General features: G+C 70.5%; 2 protein-coding genes. Both read left to right on the plus strand.

Annotation, left to right across the window (positions count from 1 at the left end; all coding sequences use genetic code 11):
* A partial coding sequence (locus QQM67_RS30465) for an acyl carrier protein (RefSeq protein ID WP_314178647.1) occupies positions 1–808 on the plus strand: 808 nt, incomplete at its 5' end.
* A 40-nt stretch (positions 809–848) separates the two neighbouring features.
* The coding region (locus tag QQM67_RS30470; RefSeq protein ID WP_314178649.1) for an SDR family NAD(P)-dependent oxidoreductase at positions 849–17,937 on the plus strand (17,089 nt) is incomplete at its 3' end.

The following is a 17,937-nucleotide window of genomic DNA, read 5'->3' on the forward strand; positions in this document are numbered from 1 at the left end:
CGGGGATGCGGGTCTCGCCTCCGACGAGGCGGTGGCCGGGCATTTGGAGCGTCGTGGGCTGGTGCCGATGGAGCCGGAGTTGGCGCTGTGGGTGCTGGGTCAGGCGGTGTCGGAGGGCCGGTCGCTGCTGACGGTGACGAATACGGACTGGGAGCTGTTCGCGCCGAGTTTCACCGCGGAGCGGTCCAGTGCGTTGTTGTCGGAGATTCCGCAGGTGCAGCGTGCGCTGGCCGCTGCGGAGGGTGAAGCAGCGGCCGGTGAGGGCGAGTCGGGTCTGAAGGCGCGGCTGGCGGGACTGTCGGAGGCCGAGCGCGGCCGGGAGCTGCTGGAACTGGTCCGTACACACGCCGCCGCCGCCCTGGGGCACGCCGACGCGGCCAACATCGGCGTCGACAAGTCCTTCCGGGACCAGGGATTCGACTCCCTGACCGCGGTTGAACTGCGCAACCGCCTGGTCAGCGCCACCGGCACGCACCTGCCGTCCGGCGTGGTCTTCGATCACCCCACGCCACGAGCCGTGGCCGATCATCTCACCGACCGTCTCGCGTCGGCCGTGTCCACCGCCAACGGCGAGGCCGCGACCGCGAGTTCGGTCCTCGGTGCATTGCAGCGGTTCGAGAGTTCGCTGTGGTCGGTGTCCGAAGGACATCCCGAATACAAGGCCGTCCAGGAGCGACTGGACGAGATCGTCGCGCGCATGCGCAAGGGCGCGCCGAGCACCAGTGGTCCCTCAGAGGCGGACATCGAGTCCGCCTCCGTCGATCAGCTGCTCGACATCATCGACGACGAGTTGCTCGATCTCCCCTGAGCGGGCTCCGGGTTCTTGCAGCAGGAAATGAGGCAGGACAGTGCAGGAAGAACAGCAGGAGAAGGTTGTCGAGTACCTCAGGCGGGTCACCGTTGACCTCCGCCGTGCTCGGGAACGCGTTCAGGAGCTGGAGCAGAAGGCCAACGAGCCGATCGCCGTAGTCGGCATGGGCTGCCGCTTCCCCGGCAACGTCGAATCCCCGGAGCAGGTCTGGGAGTTGGTCACCGAGGGCCGCGACGTCGTCTCGCCCTTCCCTTCCGACCGCGGCTGGGACCTGGACGCACTGGCCTCCGGCGGTACCGGGTCCAGCCTGGCGAGCGAGGGCGGATTCCTCTCCCGCGCCGCCGAGTTCGACGCCGGGTTCTTCGGCATCTCGCCGCGCGAAGCACTCGGCATGGACCCGCAGCAGCGGCTCGTTCTGGAGACCTCCTGGGAGGCACTCGAACGGGGCGGCATCGCTCCCTCCTCGCTGCGCGGCAGCCGCACCGGCGTGTTCGTGGGCACCAACGGACAGGACTACGCCGATCTGCTAGACCCGAACTTCGAAGACGAGGGACACGCCTCGACCGGCCTCATCGCGAGCGTGATCTCCGGACGTCTCTCGTACTCCTTCGGCCTCGAAGGCCCTGCGGTCACGGTGGACACGGCGTGCTCGTCGTCGCTGGTGGCGATGCATCTGGCGGCGCAGTCGCTGCGTCAGGGCGAGTGCGATCTGGCCCTCGCGGGCGGGGTCACCGTCATGTCCACACCGGACGCCTTCGTCGAGTTCTCCCGGCAGGGCGGTCTCGCCGCGGACGGGCGCTGCAAGGCGTTCTCGGACGCAGCCGACGGCACGGGCTGGTCCGAGGGCGTCGGCATGATCGCCCTGGAGAAGCTTTCGGACGCACAGCGCAACGGCCACAAGGTCCTTGCGGTGCTGCGCGGTTCGGCGATCAATCAGGACGGAGCGTCGAACGGGCTGACCGCCCCGAACGGCCCTTCGCAACAGCGGGTCATCCGGCAGGCGCTCGCCGGAGCAGGACTGACACCTGCCGACGTCGACGCCGTCGAAGCGCACGGCACCGGCACCACCCTCGGCGACCCCATCGAGGCGCACGCGCTGATGGAGACGTACGGGCAAGACCGCGAACAGCCCCTGCTCATCGGCTCGATCAAGTCCAACCTCGGCCACACGCAGGCCGCCGCCGGCGTCGCGGGCGTCATCAAGATGGTGCAGGCGCTTCAGCACGGCGTTCTGCCGCGTACGTTGCACGCCGACACGCCCTCCTCGCACGTCGACTGGAGCGCGGGCGCCGTCGAACTGCTCACCGAGCAGACCGAGTGGCCGCACAGCGATCGCGAACGTCGGGCGGCCGTCTCGTCGTTCGGCGTGAGCGGTACGAACGCTCACGTGATCCTCGAGTCTGCCCCTGAGACGGAGTCGGCCTCGGAGGAGGATCCGGCCGCTGAGGGTGGAGTCCCGGACCAAGTGACCGGTGGGGCCGCGGGGTTGACGCCTGCGGTGGTGCCGTGGGTGGTCTCGGGCCGGTCCGAAGCGGCACTGGAAGCGCAGCTTGAACGAGTGCGTTCGCTGCCGGGGGAGTCCCGTCCGGTGGATGTGGGGTTGTCGCTGGTCACCACGCGTTCGCAGTTTGAGTACCGTGCGGTGTTGCTGGCCTCGGGGGACGGGCTGACGGAGGCGGCTCGGGGTGTGGCCTCGTCCGATCCGGGTCTGCTGGCGGTGGTGTTCTCTGGTCAGGGGAGTCAACGGCTGGGGATGGGCCGGGAGTTGTATGCCCGGTTCCCGGTGTTTGCGGATGCGCTCGATGCCGTGCTCGGTCACTTGGAGCCGGGGCTTCGGGATGTGATGTGGGGCGAGGACGAGGAGCTGCTGAGCCGTACGGGGTGGGCGCAGCCGGCGTTGTTCGCGGTGGAGGTGGCGCTGTTCCGTCTGGCGGCGTCGTGGGGCATCGAGCCCGACTATCTGGCGGGGCATTCCATCGGTGAGATCGCCGCGGCACACGTGGCCGGTGTGCTGTCTCTGGAGGACGCGTGCCGACTGGTTTCTGCCCGTGCTCGGTTGATGGAGGCGCTGCCCGAGGGTGGTGCGATGGTCGCGGTCGAGGCGTCCGAGGACGAGGTCGCGCCTCTCCTCACGGACGGTGTCTCGCTGGCGGCGGTCAACGGTCCGTCGTCGGTGGTGGTCTCCGGTGCAGAGAGTGAAGTGCTGGCGATCTCAGGTCACTTCGAGTCTGCGGGTCGCCGGACCCGTCGGCTGAGTGTTTCGCACGCGTTCCACTCTCCGTTGATGGAGCCGATGCTGGAGGAGTTCCGTACGGCCGTCGAGGGCCTGACTTTCGAGGCTCCGAGCATCCCCATCGCGGCCTGGGGAGACATATCGACCCCTGAATACTGGGTGGAGCATGTCCGGGCCACGGTCCGCTTCGGCGACAGCGTCGAATGGCTGGCCGACCAGGATGTGTCGGCGTTCGTGGAGTTGGGGCCGGACGGCGTGCTGTCGGCCATGGCCGCCGCCATCGCCCCGGATGCCGTGACGGTCCCCGTCCTCCGTAAGGACCGAGATGAGGAAGCCGCCGCCTTGACGGCTGCGGCTCAACTGCACGTCACCGGGCGTGAGATCGACTGGGCCCGGCTCTTCGACGGCACCGGCGCCCAGCGCACCGACCTGCCGACGTACGCGTTCCAGCACCAGCGCTTCTGGCCCACCGCGACCACTCGACGCGGAGATGTACGAGCCGTCGGCCTCGGATCGGTGGAGCATCCGCTCCTCGGAGCCGCAGTGGAGCTGGCGGGTTCGGATGCCGTCCTGTTCACGAGCCGTCTGTCGCTGTCGTCGCATCCTTGGCTTGCGGATCACGGTGTCCGGGGGCAGGTGCTGTTTCCCGGTACGGGGTTCGTGGAGCTGGCGGTCCGTGCCGGTGACGAGGTCGGCTGTGACAGGGTCGAGGAGCTGACGCTGGCTGCGCCGCTGGTCATTCCCGAGCAGGGTGCGGTGCAGGTTCAGGTGTCGGTCGGTGCCGCGGACGACGACGGCCGCCGTACGGTCTCGGTTCACGCCCGTCCCGAGGGCGGCGCCGACCTTCCCTGGGTGGAACACGCCTCAGGCACCCTGAGTCCTTCGGGAGCCGGAACGGGGGCGGCCTTCGACGCGTCGGTGTGGCCGCCCGAAAACGCGGTGCCGGTCGACGTCGGCGACTGCTACGACCGTTTCACCGATGCAGGCTTCGACTACGGTCCCGTCTTCCGCGGGCTCAAGGCCGCCTGGCAGGGCGCCGACGGTGAGGTCTTCGCGGAGGCCGAACTGCCGGAGGGCACCTCCGTCGACGGATTCGGCCTGCATCCCGCGCTCCTGGACGCCGGTCTGCACGCCGCCGGTGCCGTCGAGGACGGGGCGGGAGGCGTGCCCTTCGTCTGGGAAGGCGTGACCCTCCACGCCACTGGAGCGGAAGCGGCACGAGTGCGGCTCGTTCGCCGCTCCGACGGCAGGACGGGAGTCACCGTCGCCGATGTCTCCGGCGAACTCGTCGCCTCCGTCGAGGCGTTGGCCACACACCGGGCCGACGACGGGCAGCCGGGGACCGCCGCGGCGGCCGTTCGCGAAGCGCTGTTCAACGTGGAATGGACCCCTGTCCATCCGGTGTCGGCCCCCACGTGGGCGGGCGTCGTCGAGTCCAACGCACTCGACGTGACCGGGGTACTGGGTGACGCGGGCGTCGCGGTAGAGGTGTTGCCGGACCTCGCCTCCGTTGAGACCTCGCCACCGGGCGTGGTGCTGGTGTCCGTCGCGGGGGAGACCGACGGCCACCGAGTGGCTGCTTCGGCCCGTACCGTCACCACACGAGTGCTGGAGCTGGTTCAACAGTGGCTGGGCGGTGAGCGGTTCGCGGGTTCGCGTCTGGTGTTCGTGACGCGTGGTGCGGTGTCGGGTGGGGATCCGGCTGGTGCTGCGGTGTGGGGTCTGGTGCGGTCGGCGCAGTCGGAGCATCCGGGGCGGTTCGGTCTGCTGGACGTGGACGGCTCGGATGTGTCGGTGGCGGTGCTTCCGCAGGCGGTGGCGACGGATGAGCCTGAACTGGTTTTGCGGGCGGGGGAGATACGTGTCCCGCGTCTGGCGCGTGTCACGCCGGCTGACCGGCAGTTCTCCTGGGGCGGTGTCTCGGGCGCGGTGCTGGTGACCGGTGGTACGGGTGGTCTGGGTGCTCTGGTGGCGCGGCATCTGGTGTCTGAGCACGGTGTGCGGGACCTGCTGCTGGTCTCGCGGCGTGGCGGGGCGGCCGAGGGCGCGGATGAACTGGCTGTCGAGCTGGGTGAGTTGGGTGCCCGGGTTGAGGTTGCGGCGTGTGATGTGGCCGACCGGGACGCGCTCGCGTCGCTGCTGGACGAGCGTGCGGTCGGGGCCGTGGTGCATACGGCTGGCGTTCTCGATGACGGCGTCGTCGACTCTCTGACTGCGGAGCGTGTGGCGGCCGTACTGCGTCCGAAGGTGGATGCGGCGTGGAACCTGCACGAACTGACCCGTGACCGCGACCTGTCGGCGTTCGTGCTGTTCTCGTCCGTGGCGGGCACTCTCGGTACGCCTGGTCAGGGTAACTACGCGGCTGGTAACGCGTTCCTGGACGCGCTCGCGCTGCATCGTCGTGGACTGGGCCTTCCGGCGGCTTCGTTGGCGTTCGGTCCGTGGGCCGCGGGCATGCTCTCCGGCGCCGATACCGAACGGATGGAGCGCTCCGGAATCCCGCCGCTGGCGGTCGATCAGGGACTGGACCTGTTCGACGCGGCTCTGGCCACGGGCGAGTCCGCGCTCGTGCCGGTGCGGCTCGATCTGCCCACCCTTCGCGCTCGTGGTGAAGTACCGCCGCTGCTGCGTGGATTGATACGTACCCGCGCACGCCGCACCGCCGCAGGCTCCGAGACCGCCGTCTCGCTCGTGCAGCGGCTCAGCGGCCTCGACGACGATCAGCGGCACACGGCTCTGCTCGACATGGTGCGCACCGAGGCAGCTGCCGTACTGGGCTACGGGGGCGGAGCGGACATCGACGCCTCCCGCGCCTTCCAGGACCTCGGGTTCGACTCGCTGACCGCCGTCGAATTCCGCAACCGACTCACGGCGGCGACGGGCCTGCGGCTGCCCGCCACGATGATCTTCGACCACCCGACCGCCGACGGCCTGGCCACCCGCCTGCGGGACGACCTGTTCGGCTCGGACGCCGATACGGCTGCACTCACACCCTCCCGCCTGCTGCCGCCGGTGGCGGATGATCCCGTCGTCATCGTGGGGATGTCGTGCCGCTATCCGGGCGGGGTGTCCTCTCCGGAGGATTTGTGGCGGCTGGTGTCCGAGGGCGGCGACGCCATCTCCGGTTTCCCTGCCGACCGCGGTTGGGACCTTGATGCGCTGTTCCACCCGGACCCGGATCATCCCGGGACTTCGTACACCCGCTCTGGCGGATTCCTGCACGACGCTGCCGAGTTCGACGCCGGGTTCTTCGGCATGTCGCCGCGTGAGGCGCTGGCCACCGATTCGCAGCAGCGGCTGCTGCTGGAGACGACGTGGGAGGCGCTGGAGCGCACCGGCGCCGACCCGGCCGCCCTGCGCGGCAGCCGTACCGGCGTCTTCACCGGCGTGATGTACAGCGACTACAGCACGCTGATGAGTGACGAGTCGTTCGAGGGCTACCAGGGCACCGGAGCCTCTCCGAGCGTCGTCTCGGGCCGCGTCTCGTACACCTTCGGCTTCGAAGGCCCGGCGGTGACGGTGGATACGGCGTGCTCGTCGTCGCTGGTGGCGATGCATCTGGCGGCGCAGTCGCTGCGTCAGGGCGAGTGCGATCTGGCCCTGGCCGGCGGTGTCACCGTCATGTCCACGCCGAACACGTTCGTCGAGTTCTCCCGGCAGCGCGGCCTCGCCGCGGACGGGCGCTGCAAGTCCTTCGCCGACTCCGCCGACGGCGTCGCCTGGTCCGAAGGCGTCGGCCTCGTCGTACTCGAGCGACTCTCCGATGCGCGGCGCAAGGGCCACCGAGTGCTCGCGCTCCTGAGGGGCAGCGCAGTCAACCAGGACGGTGCGTCGAACGGCCTGACCGCGCCCAACGGTCCTTCGCAGCAGCGCGTCATCCGGCAGGCCCTGGCCAGCGGCGGGCTGTCCACCGGAGATGTCGACGTGGTGGAGGCACACGGCACCGGAACGACCCTGGGTGACCCGATCGAGGCCCAGGCTCTGCTGGCGACCTATGGCCGGGACCGTGAACGTCCGCTGCTGCTCGGCTCGGTGAAGTCCAACATCGGCCACACACAGGCGGCCGCGGGTGTCGCGGGTGTGATCAAGATGGTGCAGGCGATGTGGCACGGCACCCTGCCGCGCACCCTCCACGTCGACACGCCGTCCTCGCACGTCGACTGGGACGACGGCGCCGTCGAACTCCTCACCGAGCAGACCGAATGGCCGCTGAGCGACCGCGTGCGCCGAGCGGCGGTCTCGTCGTTCGGCGTGAGCGGCACCAACGCCCACCTCATCCTCGAACAGCCCGCAAGCAGCGGTCAGTTCGCCCACTCCCAGACCGGTACGGGCAACGTCCAGCGGGTCACGGCGGACAGCACGCCTGCGGTGGTGCCGTGGGTGGTCTCGGGCCGCTCCGAGGCGGCGCTGGGTGCTCAGCTTGATTCGCTGTCGTCGTTCGCGGCGGAACATCCGGAGCACTCACGGGTGGATGTGGGGCTGTCGCTGGTCACCACGCGTTCGCTGTTCGAGCACCGTGCGGTGTTGCTGGCTTCTGGGGACGGGCTGACGGAGGCGGCTCGGGGTGTGGCTTCTGCTGACCCGGGTCTGCTGGCGGTGGTGTTCTCTGGTCAGGGGAGTCAACGGCTGGGGATGGGCCGGGAGTTGTATGCCCGTTTCCCGGTGTTCGCGGAAGCGCTCGATGCCGTACTGGCGAATCTGGAGCCGGGGCTTCGGGATGTGATGTGGGGCGAGGACGAGGAGCTGCTGAGCCGTACGGGGTGGGCGCAGCCTGCGTTGTTCGCGGTGGAGGTGGCGCTGTTCCGTCTGGCGGCGTCGTGGGGCATCGAGCCGGACTATCTGGCGGGTCACTCGATCGGGGAGGTCGCCGCAGCCCATGTGGCTGGTGTGCTGTCGCTGGAGGATGCCTGCCGACTGGTTTCCGCCCGTGCTCGGTTGATGGAGGCGCTGCCCGAGGGCGGCGCGATGGTCGCGATCGAGGCGTCCGAGGACGAGGTCACCCCTCTCCTCACCGACGGAGTCTCCCTGGCGGCTGTCAACGGTCCCGGCTCGGTGGTGGTCTCCGGTGCGGAGAGTGAAGTGCTAGCGATCTCAGACCATTTCGAGTCTGCGGGTCACCGGACCCGTCGGCTGAGTGTTTCGCATGCGTTCCACTCTCCGTTGATGGAGCCGATGCTGGAGGAGTTCCGCACGGCTATCGAGGGCCTGACTTTCGAGGCTCCGAGCATCCCCATCGCGGCCTGGGGAGACGTATCGACCCCCGAATACTGGGTGGAGCATGTGCGGGCCACGGTCCGCTTCGGCGACAGCCTCCAGCGGCTGGCCGACCAGGATGTGTCGGCGTTTGTGGAGTTGGGCCCCGACGGCGTGCTGTCGGCCATGGCCGCCGCCATCGCCCCGGACGCCGTGACTGTCCCCGTCCTCCGTAAGGACCGAGACGAAGAAGCCGCCGCCTCGACGGCTGCGGCCCAACTGCACGTCACCGGGCGTGAGATCGACTGGGCCCGACTGTTCGACGGAACCGGCGCGCAGCGCATCGACCTGCCCACGTACGCGTTCCAGCACCAACGTTTCTGGCCCACCGTGACCACTCGACGCGGAGATGTACGAGCCGCAGGTCTGGAGGCGGTGGAGCACCCGCTGCTGGGCGCGACCGTGGAACTGGCCGAGGGCGACGGGGTGTTGTTCACCAGCCGCCTGTCGGTACGTACGCATCCGTGGCTTGCCGACCACGTCGTCATGGGGCAGGTACTGGTGCCCGCCACCGCCCTGCTCGACGTGGCGGTCCGGGCGGCCGACGAGGTCGCTTGTGACCGGATCGAGGAACTCACCCTCGCCGCGCCGCTGGTGCTTCCCGAGCAGGGGGCGGTGCAGCTCCAGGCGTGGGTCGGGGCGCCTGGTCAGGACGGAACCCGCCGCATCAACGTCTACGCCCGCCCTGACGGTGCCGGCGAGGAGGAGTGGGTCGCGCACGCCGGCGGTCTGCTGTCCATGGCCGCCACCGGAACGGGGGCGCCCTTCGACGCGTCGGTGTGGCCGCCGGAGGACGCACAGGCCGTGGACGTGGGCGACTGCTATGAGCGGTTCGCCGACTCGGGCTTCTCCTACGGCCCCGGCTTCCGCGGGCTCAAGGCCGCCTGGCAGGGGCGGGACGGTGCCGTCTACGCCGAGGTCGCCCTTCCGGAAGGCACCCGCACCGGCGGGTTCGGAATGCATCCGGCGCTGCTCGACGCAACTCTGCACGCGGCCCTGCTCGTTGACGACGGTGCGTCCGGGCTGCCGTTCTCCTGGGGAGGAGTGTCTCTCCACGCCACGGGTGCGGACGCTCTTCGGGCACGGCTGACGCGTAACGCGGACGGCTCGATCGCGGTCCATGCGGCGGACGCATCAGGTGCGCCGGTCGCCACTGTAGAGGCGCTGACCGTACGGCCCGTCTCCGAGGGCGAGTTGAGTGCGTCTCGTACGCGCCGGGACTCGCTCTTCCGCGCGGACTGGAGCTCCGTACCGGCCTCGTCCCCCTCCGCGTCCGTCATGCCCGAACGTCTCGCAGTGCTCGATTCCGGTTCCGGGGACCTGTCCGGGACGCTTCGCACACTCGACGCGACAACTGCCGAGACGCTGCCCGGCCTCGCTGCCGCCGGTGCGTCCGTACCGGATGTGGTTCTGGCCCCGGTGGACGCCGGAAGTCACGACGGTTCCGGGACGGCTCGGTCGGCGCACGCCACGACGGTGCGTGTGCTGGAGCTGGTCCAACGGTGGCTGGACGAGGATCGGTTCGCGGGTTCGCGTCTGGTGTTTGTGACGCGTGGTGTGGTGTCGGGTGGGGATCCGGCTGGTGCTGCGGTGTGGGGTCTGGTGCGGTCGGCGCAGTCGGAGCATCCGGGGCGGTTCGGTCTGCTGGACGTGGACGGCTCGGATGTGTCGGTGGCGGTGCTTCCGCAGGCGGTGGCGACGGATGAGCCTGAACTGGTTTTGCGGGCGGGGGAGATACGTGTCCCGCGTCTGGCGCGTGTCACGCCGGCTGACCGGCAGTTCTCCTGGGGCGGTGTCTCGGGCGCGGTGCTGGTGACCGGTGGTACGGGTGGTCTGGGTGCTCTGGTGGCGCGGCATCTGGTGTCTGAGCACGGTGTGCGGGACCTGCTGCTGGTCTCGCGTCGTGGCCGTGGGGCTGTGGGTGCGGATGAACTGGTTGTCGAGCTGGGTGAGTTGGGTGCCCGGGTTGAGGTTGCGGCGTGTGATGTGGCGGACCGGGACGCGCTCGCGTCGCTGTTGGACGGGCGTGCGGTCGGGGCCGTGGTTCATGCGGCGGGTGTTCTCGACGACGGTGTTGTGGAGTCGCTGACTGCGGAGCGTGTCGAGGCGGTGCTGCGTCCGAAGGTGGATGCGGCGTGGAACCTGCATGAACTGACCCGTGACCGCGACCTGTCGGCGTTCGTGCTGTTCTCGTCCGTGGCGGGCACTCTCGGTACGCCTGGTCAGGGTAACTACGCGGCTGGTAACGCGTTCCTGGACGCGCTCGCGCTGCATCGTCGTGGACTGGGCCTTCCGGCGGCTTCGTTGGCGTTCGGTCCGTGGGCCGCGGGCATGCTCTCCGGCGCCGATACCGAACGGATGGAGCGCTCCGGAATCCCGCCGCTGGCGGTCGATCAGGGACTGGACCTGTTCGACGCGGCTCTGGCCACGGGCGAGTCCGCGCTCGTGCCGGTGCGGCTCGATCTGCCCACCCTTCGCGCTCGTGGTGAAGTACCGCCGCTGCTGCGTGGATTGATACGTACCCGCGCACGCCGCACCGCCGCAGGCTCCGAGACCGCCGTCTCGCTCGTGCAGCGGCTCAGCGGCCTCAGCGACGGCGAACGTCTCGAGTCGCTGAACGGCCTCGTCCGTACCGAGGTCGCCTCTGTGCTGAGCTTCTCCGGCGCCGACGACGTCGACCCCGACCGCGCCTTCCAGGACCTCGGGTTCGACTCGCTGACCGCCGTGGAACTGCGCAACCGGCTGACCGCCGCGACCGGTCTGCGGCTGCCCGCGACGCTCGTCTTCGACTATCCGACCGCGACGAGCCTCGCCGAGTTCGTACGCGACGAACTCTTCGCCGACGACGACACCCACACCGCCGCGCACGTGCCGACGCGGCTGCTGCCGCCGGTGGCGGATGATCCCGTCGTCATCGTGGGGATGTCGTGCCGCTATCCGGGCGGGGTGTCCTCTCCGGAGGACCTGTGGCGGCTGGTGTCCGAGGGCGGCGACGCCATCTCCGGCTTCCCTGCCGACCGCGGTTGGGACCTTGATGCGCTGTTCCACCCGGACCCGGATCATCCCGGGACTTCGTACACCCGCTCCGGCGGATTCCTGCACGACGCTGCCGAGTTCGACGCCGGGTTCTTCGGCATGTCGCCGCGTGAGGCGCTGGCCACCGATTCGCAGCAGCGGCTGCTGCTGGAGACGACGTGGGAGGCGCTGGAGCGCACCGGCGCCGACCCGGCCGCCCTGCGCGGCAGCCGTACCGGCGTCTTCGCCGGAGCCATGTACAACGACTACGCCTCCCTTCTGGGCGGCGGCGACCTGGAAGGACACCAGGGTCAGGGCAGCGCGGGCAGCGTCCTTTCGGGCCGCGTCTCCTACACCTTCGGCTTCGAAGGCCCGGCGGTGACGGTGGATACGGCGTGCTCGTCGTCGCTGGTGGCGATGCATCTGGCGGCGCAGTCGCTGCGTCAGGGCGAGTGCGATCTGGCCCTGGCCGGCGGTGTCACCGTCATGTCCACGCCGAACACGTTCGTCGAGTTCTCCCGGCAGCGCGGAGTGTCCGAAGACGGGCGCTGCAAGGCGTACTCCGACTCCGCCGACGGCGTCGGCTGGGCCGAAGGCGTCGGCCTGGTCGTCCTGGAACGGCTCAGCGACGCCCGCCGCAACGGCCACGAGGTGCTGGCCGTCGTCCGCGGCAGCGCCCTCAACCAGGACGGTGCGTCCAACGGCCTGACCGCGCCCAACGGGCCTTCGCAGCAGCGCGTCGTTCGGCAGGCACTCGCCGCCGCGGGGCTGAACCCGTCCGACGTCGACGCCGTCGAAGGCCACGGCACCGGCACCGGACTCGGTGACCCGATCGAGGCCCAGGCTCTGCTGGCGACCTACGGCCGGGACCGCGAACGTCCGCTGCTGCTCGGCTCGGTGAAGTCCAACATCGGCCACACACAGGCGGCCGCGGGCGTCGCCGGCGTCATCAAGATGGTGCAGGCGATGCGGCACGGCACCCTGCCGCGCACCCTCCACGTCGACGAGCCGTCCTCGCACGTCGACTGGGACGACGGCGCCGTCGAACTCCTCACCGAGCAGACCGAATGGCCACACGGCGAGCGGGTACGGCGTACCGCGGTCTCGTCGTTCGGAGTCAGCGGCACCAACGCCCATCTCATCCTCGAACAGCCCGTCCCCGACGAGCAGTTCACTCCCGCGGACGCCGGAGGCGACGCCGCGGACGCCCGCCGCGGACCGGCGCCCGGCGACGGAACGGACACGGGCGAGGGCACCGGCGGGACGGCCGTCCCCTGGCTGGTCTCCGCCAAGACGGCCGGCGCGCTTCGCGCACAGGCAGCCCGCCTCGCCTCCCACGCGGCGGCGGACGACGCCCCCGCCGTCACCGACACCGCCTACTCCCTTGCCACGGCCCGGGCGACGTTCGGCCACCGCGCCGTCGTCCTCGGCGCCGACCGCGGCGAACTGCTCGACGCACTGCGCTCCCTCGCCGACGGAACACCCACCCCGGAGGTCGTCCGCGGCACCGCCGGACACGCGGGCGCAGGCAGGACCGTCTTCGTCTTCCCCGGCCAGGGCTCCCAATGGGCAGGCATGGGACGCGAGTTGCTCGACACCTCCGAGGTGTTCGCCGCCCGCGTGAACGAATGCGCCGAAGCACTGGCCCCCTACGTCGACTGGTCGCTCCTCGACGTCCTCAGGGGCGCCGACTCCGCCCCGTCCCTCGAACGCGTAGACGTCGTGCAGCCCGCGCTGTGGGCCGTCATGGTCGCCCTCGCCGACGTGTGGCGCTCCTTCGGCGTCGAACCCGCCGCAGTCGTGGGCCACTCACAGGGAGAGATCGCGGCCGCCGTCGTGGCCGGAGCGATCAGCCTGGAGGACGGCGCACGCATCGTCGCCCTGCGCAGCCAGGCCGTCGGCGACCGGCTCACCGGCGACGGCGGCATGATGTCCGTGCCGCTGCCGGCCGAACAGGTCCGTACCCGGCTGGAGAGCTGGGACGGCCGCCTGGAGATAGCCGCCGTCAACGGCCCCCGCTCCACCGTCGTCGCAGGGGACGCCGCCGCCCTCGACGAACTCCAGGCCGCCTGCGACGCCGACGACGTGCGAGCACGCCGTGTCCCCGTCGACTACGCCTCCCACACCGTCCACGTCGAAGCCATCCGGGACCGGGTCCTCGACGAACTCGCCCCCACCGAGCCGCGCGCCTCCCGCGTCCCCTTCTACTCGACCGTCACCGGGCAGCCTGTCGACACCACCGGCCTCGACGCCGAGTACTGGTACCGCGGTCTGCGCCACACCGTCCTGTTCGAACAGGCCACACGCGCCCTCCTCGACGACGGGTTCACCGTCTTCGTCGAACCCAGCGCACACCCCGTACTCACCGTCGGCCTCGAGCAGACCCTCGACGACGCCGGCGCCGACGGCGTCGCCCTCGGCACCCTGCGACGTGACGAAGGCGGCCGGCGGCAACTCCTCACGGCCCTCGCCGAAGCGCACGTGCGCGGTGTCGACGTCAACTGGCAGGTCCTCTTCGCCGGTACGGACGTCACCCGCGTCGACCTGCCCACCTACGCCTTCCAGCGGCAGCGCTTCTGGCCGTCGCGGCCCGCCCGCAGCGGCGACGCCTCCGGACTCGGTCTCGTGCCCGTCGGACACCCCATGATCGGCGCCGCCGTCGAACTCGCAGGCTCCGAAGGGCTCGTGCTCACCAGCAGGATCTCCCCGCACACCCACCCGTGGCTCGCCGACCACGTCGCCTTCGGACGGACCCTCGTGCCCGGATCGGTCTTCACCGAACTGGCCCTGCGCGCCGGGGACTTCGTCGGCTGCGACACCGTCGAGGATCTGACGCTGACCGCTCCGCTGCTGCTGCCGGAACGCGGCTCCGTAACCCTCCAGGTCACCGTCGCCGCCGCCGACGAACACGGACGCCGACACCTCGCCGTCCACGCACGTCCCGCGGACACGCCCGACGCCTCGTGGGCCGAGCACGCCGCGGGCCTGCTCGCCGTCGGGGCAGGCACCGACGGGCTCGACGCCACGGCCTGGCCCCCCGCGGACGCGCAACCGGTCGAAACCGGCGGCTGCTACGAACAGTTCGCCGAGTCCGGCTTCTCCTACGGGCCCGCCTTCCAGGGGCTGCGCGCGGTCTGGCGCGACAGCGCCGGAACGATCTACGCCGAGGCCGCCCTGCCCGAAGGCGTCGAGCCCGAAGGGTACGGGCTGCATCCCGCCCTGCTCGACGCGGCCCTCCACGCCCTCCTCCTCGCCTCCGACGACGAAGCAGGTCTGCCGTTCTCCTGGGGAGGAGTGTCTCTCCACGCCACAGGTGCGTCCGCCGTACGAGTGCGGATCTCGCCCGCGGCGGACGGCACGGTCACCGTTGAACTCGCAGACCCCGAGGGCGCCCCCGTCGCGACGGTGGAGTCGCTGGCCAAGCGCGTCGTGTCGCAAGACCAGCTGACCGGCCCCGACGCCGCCGCCGACTCGCTCTTCCGCGTGGAGTGGACCGCGGCGGGCGAGGGCGAGCAGGCGACGCCGCCGCAGACGGTCGCGGTACTCGGCGAGGACGCGCCGGCTCTCGCTTTCGCCCAGGCCCTCCGGGACGGCGGGACCACGGCCGGCACCTGCTCGGATCTTGCGGATGCCGGTGGGGACGGTGCCGGGGACGGCCTCGGCGGTTCGCCGGTGCCGGGCGTGGTGCTGGTTCCGGTCTCGGGCGACCTGGACGGTGGTGTGGCCGGTACCGCGCATGCCGTGACGGTGCGTGTGCTGGAGCTGGTTCAACGGTGGCTGGGCGAGGATCGGTTCGCGGGTTCGCGTCTGGTGTTTGTGACGCGTGGTGCGGTGTCGGGTGGGGATCCGGCTGGTGCTGCGGTGTGGGGTCTGGTGCGGTCGGCGCAGTCGGAGCATCCGGGGCGGTTCGGTCTGCTGGACGTGGATGGTTCGGATGTGTCGGTGGCGGTGCTTCCGCGGGCGGTGGCGACGGATGAGCCTCAACTGGTTTTGCGGGCGGGGGAGATGAAGGCGCCGCGTCTGGCGCGTGTCTCACCGGCTGACCGGCGGTTCTCCTGGGCCGAGACCGAGGGCGCGGTGCTGGTGACCGGTGGTACGGGTGGTCTGGGTGCTCTGGTGGCCCGGCATCTGGTGGCCGAGCATGGCGTGCGGGACCTGCTGCTGGTCTCGCGTCGTGGCCGTGGGGCTGTGGGTGCGGATGAACTGGCTGTCGAGCTGGGTGAGTTGGGTGCCCGGGTCGAGGTTGCGGCGTGTGATGTGGCCGACCGGGAGGCGCTCGCGTCGCTGTTGGACGGGCGTGCGGTCGGTGCGGTGGTTCATGCGGCGGGCGTTCTCGACGACGGTGTCGTCGACTCCCTGACTCCGGACCGGCTGGCGGCCGTTCTGCGTCCGAAGGTGGATGCGGCGTGGACCCTGCACGAACTCACCCGCGACCGCGACCTGTCGGCGTTCGTGCTGTTCTCATCCGCCGCCGGGACACTCGGAGGCGCGGGGCAGGGCAACTACGCGGCCGGTAACGCGTTCCTGGACGCGCTCGCCCTCCACCGCCGCGAACTCGGCCTTCCGGCCACATCGTTGGCGTGGGGCACCTGGGCCCAGGACGCCGGGATGACAGGCGACATCACCGAGGCCGACATGCGACGCCTCGAACTCTCCGGCATGCCGCCCCTCTCCGCCGAGCACGGACTCCAACTGCTCGACGCCGCCCTGGCGACCGGCGAACCCGCCCTCGTCCCCGCGCGGCTGGAGCCGTCCGTGCTGCGTACCAAAGACGACGTGTCGCCGCTGCTCCGCGGCCTCGTCCGCACCCGCACACGCCGCGCGGCAGCAGGCTCCCGGGGCGCGGGCTCCCTCGCCCGCCGCCTCACGGGCCTCACCGAAGCCGAACGCCTTGATCTGCTCACGGACTTGGTGCGCGGCGAAGCCGCAACCGTCCTGGGACACGCCGACGCAGCATCCGTCGACGTCACACGCGCCTTCCGCGACCTGGGCTTCGACTCGCTCACCGCTGTCGCCCTGCGAAACCGCCTCACCGAGGCGACGGGGCTGCGGCTACCCGCCACGCTCGTCTTCGACCACCCCAACGCCACCGTCCTCGCGGCCCACCTGCGCGACGAACTCCTCGGCTCCGAAGCCGAAACGGCGGTACCGGCGATACCGGCGAAGGCTCTGCCGTCCTTCGCGGACGACCCGATCGCGATCGTCGGCATGTCGTGCCGGTTCCCCGGAGGAGTCGAATCACCGGAAGACCTGTGGCGAGTCCTCCGCGACGGCGGTGACGTCATCACCGAGTTCCCCTCCGACCGGGGCTGGGACCTCGACTCCCTCCTCCACCCGGACGGCGAGCGCAGCGGCACCTCCGTCACCCGCTTCGGCGGATTCCTGCACGACGCGGGCGACTTCGACGCCGCCTTCTTCGGAATGTCGCCCCGGGAGGCGCTGGCCACCGATTCGCAGCAGCGGCTGCTGCTGGAGTCGTCGTGGGAGGCGCTGGAGCGCGCCGGCGTCGACCCGCGGTCCCTGCGGGGCAGCCCCACCGGCGTCTTCGCGGGGGTCATGTACAACGACTACGCCCAGCTCCTCAGCAGCGAGTTCGAGGGCCACCACGGCACCGGCAGCTCCCCGAGCGTCGCCTCAGGCCGCATCTCCTACACCCTCGGCCTGGAAGGCCCCGCCGTCACGCTCGACACGGCCTGCTCCTCCTCCCTCGTCGCCCTGCACTGGGCCGCGCAGTCGCTGCGCCAGGGCGAGTGCGACCTGGCGCTCGCCGGCGGCGTCAGCGTCATGTCGACCCCGGCCACCTTCGTAGAGATCTCCCGCCAGCGCGGTGTCGCCGCTGACGGGCGCTGCAAAGCCTTCTCCGACTCCGCCGACGGCACAGGCTTCTCGGAGGGTGTCGGGCTGGTGGTGCTGGAGCGGTTGTCGGATGCGCGGCGCAAGGGTCACAACGTGCTTGCGGTGGTGCGTGGTTCGGCGGTCAATCAGGACGGCGCGTCGAATGGTCTGACGGCGCCGAATGGTCCTTCTCAGCAGCGGGTGATCCGGCAGGCGTTGGCCAGCGCGGGGCTGTCGGCCGCGGACGTGGATGCGGTCGAGGCGCACGGTACGGGGACGACGCTGGGTGATCCGATCGAGGCTCAGGCGCTGCTGGCGACGTATGGGCAGGAGCGGGACGCCGAACGTCCGCTGTTGTTGGGGTCGGTGAAGTCGAATCTGGGTCATACGCAGGCTGCTGCGGGTGTCGCTGGTGTGATCAAGATGGTGGAGGCGCTGCGGCATGGTGAGCTGCCCCGCACTCTCCACGTGGACGAGCCGTCCTCGCATGTGGACTGGGATGCGGGTGCGGTCGAGCTGCTCACGGAACGCACCGCCTGGCCGGAGTCGGGCCGTGCGCGGCGTGCGGGTGTGTCGTCGTTCGGGATCAGCGGCACCAACGCCCACGTCATCCTGGAACAGGCACCTGAATTCTCATTGAATTCTGACGGTGGAGATTCTGCTGTTGTTTCTGGTGTTGTTTCTTCGGTTGCGGTGTGTGGTTTTGAGGGTGTGGTGCCGTGGCTGGTTTCGGGGCGTTCTGAGGCGGCGTTGGATGGGCAGTTGGGTCGTCTGTCGTCGTTTGTCGAGG

The sequence above is a fragment of the Streptomyces winkii genome (genome assembly GCF_032248595.1).
In the GTDB taxonomy this organism is placed as follows: Bacteria; Actinomycetota; Actinomycetes; order Streptomycetales; family Streptomycetaceae; genus Streptomyces; species Streptomyces winkii.